The 7,882-nt window shown below is 46.1% G+C and carries 7 protein-coding genes; 2 read left to right on the forward strand and 5 right to left on the reverse strand.

What is annotated here, in order from left to right; translation table 11 throughout:
- The first annotated feature begins 155 nt into the window (after positions 1 to 155).
- Entirely contained in the window at positions 156 to 2,336 is a 2,181-nt protein-coding gene (locus CMR03_RS23150; RefSeq protein ID WP_096012772.1) for an AAA family ATPase, read from the forward strand.
- A gap of 1,031 nt (positions 2,337 to 3,367) precedes the next feature.
- Here CMR03_RS23150 and CMR03_RS23155 read toward each other — a convergent pair.
- The gene (locus tag CMR03_RS23155; protein WP_096012773.1) at positions 3,368 to 3,814 is read right to left on the reverse strand and encodes a selenium binding protein; all 447 of its coding nucleotides are present in this window, start codon (positions 3,812 to 3,814) and stop codon (positions 3,368 to 3,370) included.
- Positions 3,815 to 4,678: 864 nt separating this feature from the next.
- Here CMR03_RS23155 and CMR03_RS23160 point away from each other — a divergent pair.
- Positions 4,679 to 4,945, forward strand: a complete 267-nt coding sequence (locus CMR03_RS23160) for a helix-turn-helix domain-containing protein (protein WP_096012774.1) — start codon at positions 4,679 to 4,681, stop codon at positions 4,943 to 4,945.
- 124 nt (positions 4,946 to 5,069) lie between these two features.
- On the opposite strand, the gene CMR03_RS23165 is transcribed toward CMR03_RS23160, so the two are convergent.
- The 4 genes from CMR03_RS23165 to CMR03_RS23175 all read right to left on the reverse strand — a co-directional run.
- Complete coding sequence (locus tag CMR03_RS23165) at positions 5,070 to 5,510, reverse strand: hypothetical protein (protein ID WP_096012775.1); 441 nt, start codon at positions 5,508 to 5,510, stop codon at positions 5,070 to 5,072.
- 107 nt (positions 5,511 to 5,617) lie between these two features.
- Positions 5,618 to 6,175, reverse strand: a complete 558-nt coding sequence (locus tag CMR03_RS25715; protein ID WP_244181420.1) for an IS110 family transposase — start codon at positions 6,173 to 6,175, stop codon at positions 5,618 to 5,620.
- A gap of 52 nt (positions 6,176 to 6,227) precedes the next feature.
- Positions 6,228 to 6,410 (reverse strand): IS110 family transposase, encoded by a 183-nt coding sequence (locus tag CMR03_RS25720; protein ID WP_244181421.1) that lies wholly within the window; start codon positions 6,408 to 6,410, stop codon positions 6,228 to 6,230.
- A gap of 241 nt (positions 6,411 to 6,651) precedes the next feature.
- Positions 6,652 to 7,882: MFS transporter (locus CMR03_RS23175; RefSeq protein WP_096012777.1), on the reverse strand; the 1,231-nt coding region annotated here is incomplete at its 5' end.

Here is a 7,882-nt window from a genome sequence, read left to right on the forward strand (position 1 = left end):
TTAAAGATAGCTCTATGAATATGCCTTACTGGTAAGTGTCCGGTTTAAACGGGGGCTAATACAAATTGTGATATACCTACACTAAATACAGTAGGTTTTCAGACTATCTTCTATTGAGTATGATGTTTAAGTAATCAAACCACAGGGATTGAACGATGAGCATACTCTCTCTGCGCGGAGTGCGCAGTTATTCCCACGATGAAACGGTTCAGATTGATATCAGCAACTATGTCACCCTGATTTACGGCCAGAACGGAGCTGGCAAATCAACGATATCCGGGTATTTTTACCCACAGAATGGCAATGAGTACGGACAGTGCAGCCTTCATCCTCCGCTGGATATGCGAAATCTCGTATTCAACCATCAGTTTGTAGAAGATCTGTTTAACAGCCAGGCTGTTCAGCCCGGTATTTTTACGCTCAGTGAAGAAAATACCACCATTGCTGGTGAAATCCTGCTGCTTGAAGCAGATGCCAACGCTCAGCGTGATTTACAGCAGGCTAATAGCGCTTCTCTGCAGAAAAATGACGCTGATCAGCGAAAAGTTCGCGGCGATTGTGCCAATCAAATTTTTAGCAGCTCTGCAGAGATACGTTCATCTGCTGCTGGCGACCTAATGGTCGGTGCCAAGCGCACCGACACTCTGTACCAAAAAATCATGTCATCACCTGACACTGCTGTTACGAGCACGGAGTTGCTATGTGAAGAACTGAAGCGTCTGGAAGACAGTAAGGGCAACCTTATTGCACCTGTCGATGATTTTCCTTACTTCGTTTTCACTGAAGAGGAGCTTACCCTACTGGAGGAACCTCTAGTCCCAGCGGGTGACAGTGTTTTGGCTGCCGCCGTAAGGCGCCTCAGCAACAGTGACTGGATAGCACGTGGAGCCGAGTGGTTTGACGGCGACATTTGTCCATTTTGCCAGTCCCCTGTAGACGGGGAACATCTCCGACAGGAAATTACCGCATTATTTGACCTCTCATGGGAAACGGCAATGAGCGCGCTTCGACAGCTTGAAAAGCGGCACGCTGAATGGAAAAGCTACTTTGAGCAATTTAGAGAGACGGTGACTACCTGCCCATTAGTAAACGCTGACTCCCCGGTGCTTGCCCGGCTATCTGAACTTGAGCAAACAGGGCTAATAAATCAGAATGCGGTTTCACAAAAAATTGCAGAACCTTCGGTATGTATTCACCCGCAGCTGACTCTTGATGAATCACAAAGTCTTCAGCAGGCGATTGCGGCACTGAACATGGAAATCAGTGAAAACAATCGACTCGCAAAAAATTATGCGGCAGAGCGGACATCCCTAACAGATCGTGTTTATGCTCACATTCGCCACCTGTCTTCAGACGCCATTGAGGAACAGCGCACAGAACTGAAAGCACTGCAGGATTACAGGCAAACTCTTGAAGTTAAATCAGTAGAACTCAGAGAAAATATCGCTACAGCTGAAAAACAAATCGCCGCTAAATACTCCAGCACAGTCAACATCAACAGCACCATACAGAACATTAATAACGCGCTGACTTCGATGGGTATAGATAGCTTCCATATCGTACCGTGCGAAGAGGGAATTGAGTCATACCGGCTCAGCAGAGCCGGAGAAAGCACCGATCGCCCGGTGTTCCAGACTCTGAGCGAAGGTGAAAAAACGCTGATTGCTTTCCTGTATTTTATCGAAACGTGTAAGGGCAGAAACAGCCGCACACAATCCGATAACCGGCCAAGCCTTATCGTAATTGATGACCCAATCTCCAGTCTGTCCCAGAATTATATATTTGAAGTGGCTGCGCTAATCCAGCATGAAATTATTAAATCTGATCGCGCCGCTAAGGTGGTGCTGCTTACACACAGTTTATTCTTCTTCCAGGAGCTTCTTCTCTCAAGCGGAAGCAGGCCGGCAGGAAAAAAGCCAGCAGACTGGCAGCTATATCGCATTGCTAAAAACCGGCACAGCACCGTCAGTGTTATATCGGATAAAGAATTACTTAATGACTATCAGGCACTGTGGTATGTGTTGCGCAAGGCCAGCAACGATGTGTCTTCCGGCGTCATTATTCCAAACGTTATGCGCCAGATCCTTGAACATTATTTTAGTTTTTCAGGGAAAAATGAGCGTCTCTACAAAGCTCTTGATACGCTGGCAGCAGAAAATCGCGATCCCAGATTTAACGCCTTCTATCGTTTTATCAATCGCCATTCGCACGCAGACAGCCGTAATATTCGCCTTCATGAAGAGGCATCTGCAGACATGTATATTGATATGTTTAAACGAGTGTTTGTAATGACTGAGGATCTTGAACACTACGATATGATGATGACTGAAACCTGAGGGTGCTACCACCACCGGGGACATGACATTAACGATTAGGGAGGGAGCGCGTGTGCATGCACACGTCCTCCCAGCGGCCTAAACGAAAACGCTGGTACTGACGTACCAGAACGGTTTTCTGTTTCATACCGGACTCCTTCTACGGCGCCGGTTTACCACCGGCCAGCCCCGTACACCTCGTACGAGCATGACTAACGTGCAGGGATAAAAGGTGCCCGGAGTGGTAGCATCAAGATAGTAGTTGTTATTACTATAACGTACAACCTCTTTATAGAATAGCGGCACCTGCGATGGTGGCCTCCTGGGCTATTTCGATAATGGTCATCTTAGCTCCCCCGGGGTTGCCAGGTCGTCATCTCGGCTAACCGGCTATGCCGGACAGCGTTAAGTTCCGGATCTTCCGAGCATGGTTTCTAAGCAAATGATTGATGCAGTAGACAGTTGTTTAATATAAGAAGGTCAATTATTCATTGAAATTGTCGGGTTCAATCCTTGTAAACTACTTTACGGATAAGGTTAAAAGTGCGCTTAAAAGAAGAAATAGTAAGAGAAGGTGAGCTTTGGCTTCCGGGAGATAAAAGAAAATTTCGTAACCGGGAAGGTTTTTATTCGTGAAAATAAAAAATTATTTTAGAAATTAATGGTTCATTTCGCGATGTGTATTTTTTATGGCGTCGGGTGGAAGTCGTCGTTTAAATGGCTTCATTGAGCGGGAAGTGCTGGTTACACTTGATGGGTGCTTTTATAAAACATTCAATCTAACGGAAAGGATTGGTAAGAAATTAATTATTCATATGCATATGGCATTCTTAGGGTTTGCCTATATGGATGGTGAGGATGTACTTTTTGATTCGTTGACTTTAAGAACTGTAGTGGTCAACAAAAGCCGGCCTGACTTCAATCCGTGATTCGCGGACTACCATACATTGGACAGAATAACTATTGTGTCCAAGTGGGCCAGGTTTAAAGCGATGGGGGCCGTCTGACAGGAGTCTAACGGCCGCACATGCACACTGATTCTGCCGAAGGCTTCAGTAACCTCTGAAACTATGGAGCTTAGAAGAAAGCTCGTCATTCTTGCGTATAAAATTCATTATATATTCTTCGGTTATTATTTCTTGTGTTCCGCTGTTTTTATGTTTGGTTGCTAAAATTTGGTCATCATTTTCCGATGACATAGCTTCAGTTGCGGTTATTCTGAAACTATGTATTATTCTATTCCGGATTTCGACAAGTTCTTCGAAGAGGTTGGCAATGCTATCATTCGAGGCTTTCGTAATGGTTTCTTTAATTGGCTTTGAAAGGCGGCCAGATGTTCTGTCTGTTAATTCAAACCAGTTATAGGTTTTATCATTATCAATATGCAGGATGTTCTCGATAATGAATCCATTATTGGAATTAAAAACGCAAACAGCAGTTCCAATTAACTCTCTGTATTTTTTTGAGGGGACTGATTGATGTGAATAATCTTCATACATGACACTAACTCCTTCTGTGTGGTTATTTTATTCAGCCTATCAAGAAATGATCTCATACTGCCAGTGAAAAGAATTTCCCAGCCGTCCGGAAACCGAACAGCAGCATCGCTGCCAGATCATGCGCAGTCAGTAGATCCGGAAAGAATAACCTGAGCGTCCAATATGGGGTGGTAAGAACGTTGAAGAATAGATTTACCAGCGGTTCAGTAACCGATTACGCGTCCGTCCGAAAGTTATGCCAGCACTTTTCATTCTGTCCGTAGAGTTGGTGCAACCAGGATGCCAGCACTGGACAGAATAACTTGAACGTCCGCTCCTGGCACAAAGCGGACGTCAAGATGATAGAGACATGGAAGTTCTGCCATAATGAACATAACAACCCTGTTGCGCCTGTAACGGAAAAGCCCGCTATGCGGGCTTTTCCGTTACAAAATACCTCGACGTCGTAATTCAGCTTCAATAGCGTTACAAGCGTTGCGTAAGATCTTCGTGTTGTAGTATCTGCCCAACTTTGCTCTGTTGATTTCGTCAAGTAAGTCATTGTTATGGTCTAACGTCTTCAGTAGGTATAGCGTTTCTCTGTCCATTTGCAGGGTATCCTTTTTGAGGTGATGAGTTTATTGCTCACCAGTATTTATCCCCCCCGAAACCTCTTACCCAGAAAGAGCGTAAAAACAACAGTTTTCACATCCCCATAGGCGCCGCGTTGACCTGGTTACCGATGATTTTTATAATCTACATAACCGATATTTACCCAAAAAAATACTATAAAAAAACCATAATTTATAACAACTTATATAATATTTGACGAAAAATAACGAATAGTATAATCTTAAAAAACAACCCATCAAAGGAGCGCTGTAAATGGCTGATGAAACAGTAAATAATGGTTCCTCAGGTCTTTTTGATGACTTAAAAAAGGAAATGAATAACTTTCTTGACAAAGGTTTTGAAATTCTGGAATCAGAGCAGTCGAAAGTGAATAAAGCACTATTCGATGCACTCTCTCCTGAGCAGCGTGATGCATTTTGCCAGTCGTTAAGCGAGCAAAATGTAAAATCTAAGCGCATTGAAAAGATCACGGGTAAAAGCCAATCCACCGTGAATCGTCACCTTAACGGTAAGCGCTAAGGTAACGAATGCAACACGGCATCTAAGTGATGAGCCTACCTATCTGGCTATTGATTGCCGTAATGTCCTTAACGATAGCCATGCTTGCTGATAAGTAAAAAAATCCCGCTTTAGCGGGATTTTTTTAGATGTTTACTGCTTTTTTGCAATTTTTAAAGGTAGTCGCGTGCATTTTCCCGTAATAATCCTGCCTTTCATCATCCCACGCCCACGAAATAAGGTAGGCATCCGGTGAACCGGTAACAGTCCTGATTCGACGGGTAAGACCTGACCATACCCCTGTCAGGTCAGATATATCCACTTCAAGTTCAGAAGCCAGATCTTCGCACCAGAATCCGTTTGAAGCATCGCTATGCTCAAGAATAACCTTCAGTACAGAACGAGATTTGCTACTCAGACCACGCACAAGCTTTTCGGATTGCAGGGATGATAGATCGGTTGGTCCCTCACCGTTATCGTCAAAAATATCTTCGTCAATCCCTTCCGTGATAACTGCCATCACCTCGCTGCGTGCACTAGCCGAAAGCTTTTGCAAATCAGCTAGTGACAAAAATACTCCGCTCATGTCTTCACTCCATCCAGTTAAACTAGACTAAGACTAGCACAGACTAAGCACTAAACAACACTAAAAATTATTAGAGTCTAAGATAAGCATCATCTAACCAAGTTTTATCACAAATCGTTTTTTGCTTGTTCAGTAATTTCTCTTAAGGGATATATAAAAAACCGACTCACAGCTTCACTGTGATTTAACATAAGACTACAGTGACGAATTAAGCCCGTAGCTCCTCGTAAGATACGATCAAGCGTTCCTAGTTCAGGCACCTGAGTAAGTAATTCCGCCATTACAACCGGCCCTACCCCATTAACCTCCCTCAGCAATTTCAATTTCTCTTTCAGCATGGGCATTTTACCGATTCTTTCAGCGATGAGTGCGTCGATGCGCTTGATTTCTGATGTCAGCCATTGAATATGACGGCGTATATTGGACCTGATTTCCTGATCTGCCTGCGCTTCAAGACGATTTGTTTCCATAGTGCGACTGACAACAAGCTGACGTCGGCGGCTGACCATTGCTTTAAGCCTCAAGAGCTCGCTGTCACACTTCTGTCTGACCGGCGGCTCCATTCGCATGCCGTACTCGCGAATAACCCTGGCATCCTGAACATCAGTTTTTGATCTGAGTCCCATAGCACGGCTGAAGTTCTTTATCAGGCGGGGATTAACCACAGCAACGGCAAAACCATTGAGCTCCAGTACATCTACAAGTGCTCTGTGGTAGTTACCCGTCCCGTTGCTTCAATAACAAAAGGCTGACCTGTTGTTTTCTCACTGAATCCAGGTTCAACAGTTCATCAAAACCTTTAGCCGAGTTTTCAAAATGAAATGTGTCAGAGTTCTCACTGATACACACATCAAAGCTCTTCTTGGCTATATCAATACCTATAACTGTTTTCATGTTCATTTCAGTTCTCCCGGTCTTGCAAAATTCGGGCTAGTATTAACCGCCCAGGCAGTTGTTCGGGCTGCTTATGAAAAAAATGCTGCGCGGTCCGGCTCCCCCTCTGGCTTCAAAACCCAGCAGGACGGTCGTGCTGCAGCATCGTGTAGCCAGTCTAAACAGGCTTTATGAACATACAAGAAGGAAAGGAAAGAGGCGCCCGAAGAGCCTTGTTTTTCTTATAAAAGATAAGTTGCCGATTGCGCTACGTTTTACGGTAAGGATCGTTGATTAACGCCACGGTGGCGGCACCTGTCATTAACACAGCGGACACCGCCAGCAGCGCCCACATAAATCCTCCGCTTGTCTGGCGTACATAGCCAATAAGAGAAGGCCCGACAAAGCCGCCCAGATTTCCGACAGAGACAATCATCGCTAAACCCCCTGCGGCGGCGCTTCCTGTGAGAAAGCCTGAAGGCAATGCCCAGAACGATGCCTGAAAAGCCAGAATGCCGCTCACGGTAAAGCACAGTGCAAGCATCTTCACCACGGGTTCATCCACCACGGCGCTGCAGGCCAGCGCGATGGCGGCGATCACCAGCGCAGCGCTGATCCAGCGAATGCGGTGGCCGGATGCATTTGCCCGCTGCGCCCAGAACAGCATGCTTAACGCGCCGCAGACGTAAGGTAATGCGGTCAGGAAGCCGGTCGCGGTATGGCTAACGCCAATCTGCTTGATGATCTGCGGCATCCACAAGCCGACACCGATAGAACCCACAATGCCGCAAAAGTTAATGAAAGCCAGCAGGTAGAGTAGCGGATTACGCAGTGCATCACGCAGGCTGGAACCGTGCGCCTTTTCTATCTGCTGTTGCTCGTCTGCCAGTCGCCTGCTCAGCAACGTTTTTTCCGTATCGCTTAGCCAGTTTGCTTTTGCTGGGCGGTCATGCAAAAAGAACAAGCATATTATGCCCAGGATAACGGCCGGAAAACCTTCCAGCAGCAACAGCCACTGCCAGTTACGGATATGTTCGTGTCCGGTGATTTGCATCAGCATGCCGGATAAGGGCGCGCCGATGATGTTTGCCACGGGAATCCCGACCAAAAACGCCGCCGTAATTTTTGCGCGCCAGCTTCCGGGAAACCAGTAGGTGAAGAACAGGTAAATACCGGGTGTGAATCCTGCTTCGGCCACGCCCAGACAGAAACGGGCAAAGGCAAAACTGGCAGGGCCAGTGACGAAGGCGGTCGCCATGGAGATGATGCCCCACGAAATCATGATGCGGGCGATCCAGATACGGGCCCCTACTTTTTGCATGATCAGGTTACTGGGCACTTCAAACAGGAAATAGCCGATGAAAAACATCCCGGCCCCAAACCCAAACTGTTCAGCCGTGATGCCCAGATCGGCGTTCATGCCCAGTGCGGCGAAGCTGACATTGGTGCGATCCAGATAACTCACGACATAACAGAGGAAGATAAAGGGCAGGATACGG

The organism is Pantoea allii (assembly GCF_002307475.1).
Taxonomy (GTDB): domain Bacteria; phylum Pseudomonadota; class Gammaproteobacteria; order Enterobacterales; family Enterobacteriaceae; genus Pantoea; species Pantoea allii.

Coding starts and splice junctions, on each gene's coding strand:
- CMR03_RS23155 (WP_096012773.1), bottom strand. CDS start 3,814: ATGTATGAAGATTATTCACATCAATCAGTCCCCTCAAAAAAATACAGA.
- CMR03_RS23160 (WP_096012774.1), top strand. CDS start 4,679: ATGGCTGATGAAACAGTAAATAATGGTTCCTCAGGTCTTTTTGATGAC.
- CMR03_RS23165 (WP_096012775.1), bottom strand. CDS start 5,510: ATGAGCGGAGTATTTTTGTCACTAGCTGATTTGCAAAAGCTTTCGGCT.
- CMR03_RS25720 (WP_244181421.1), bottom strand. CDS start 6,410: ATGAACATGAAAACAGTTATAGGTATTGATATAGCCAAGAAGAGCTTT.
- CMR03_RS23150 (WP_096012772.1), top strand. CDS start 156: ATGAGCATACTCTCTCTGCGCGGAGTGCGCAGTTATTCCCACGATGAA.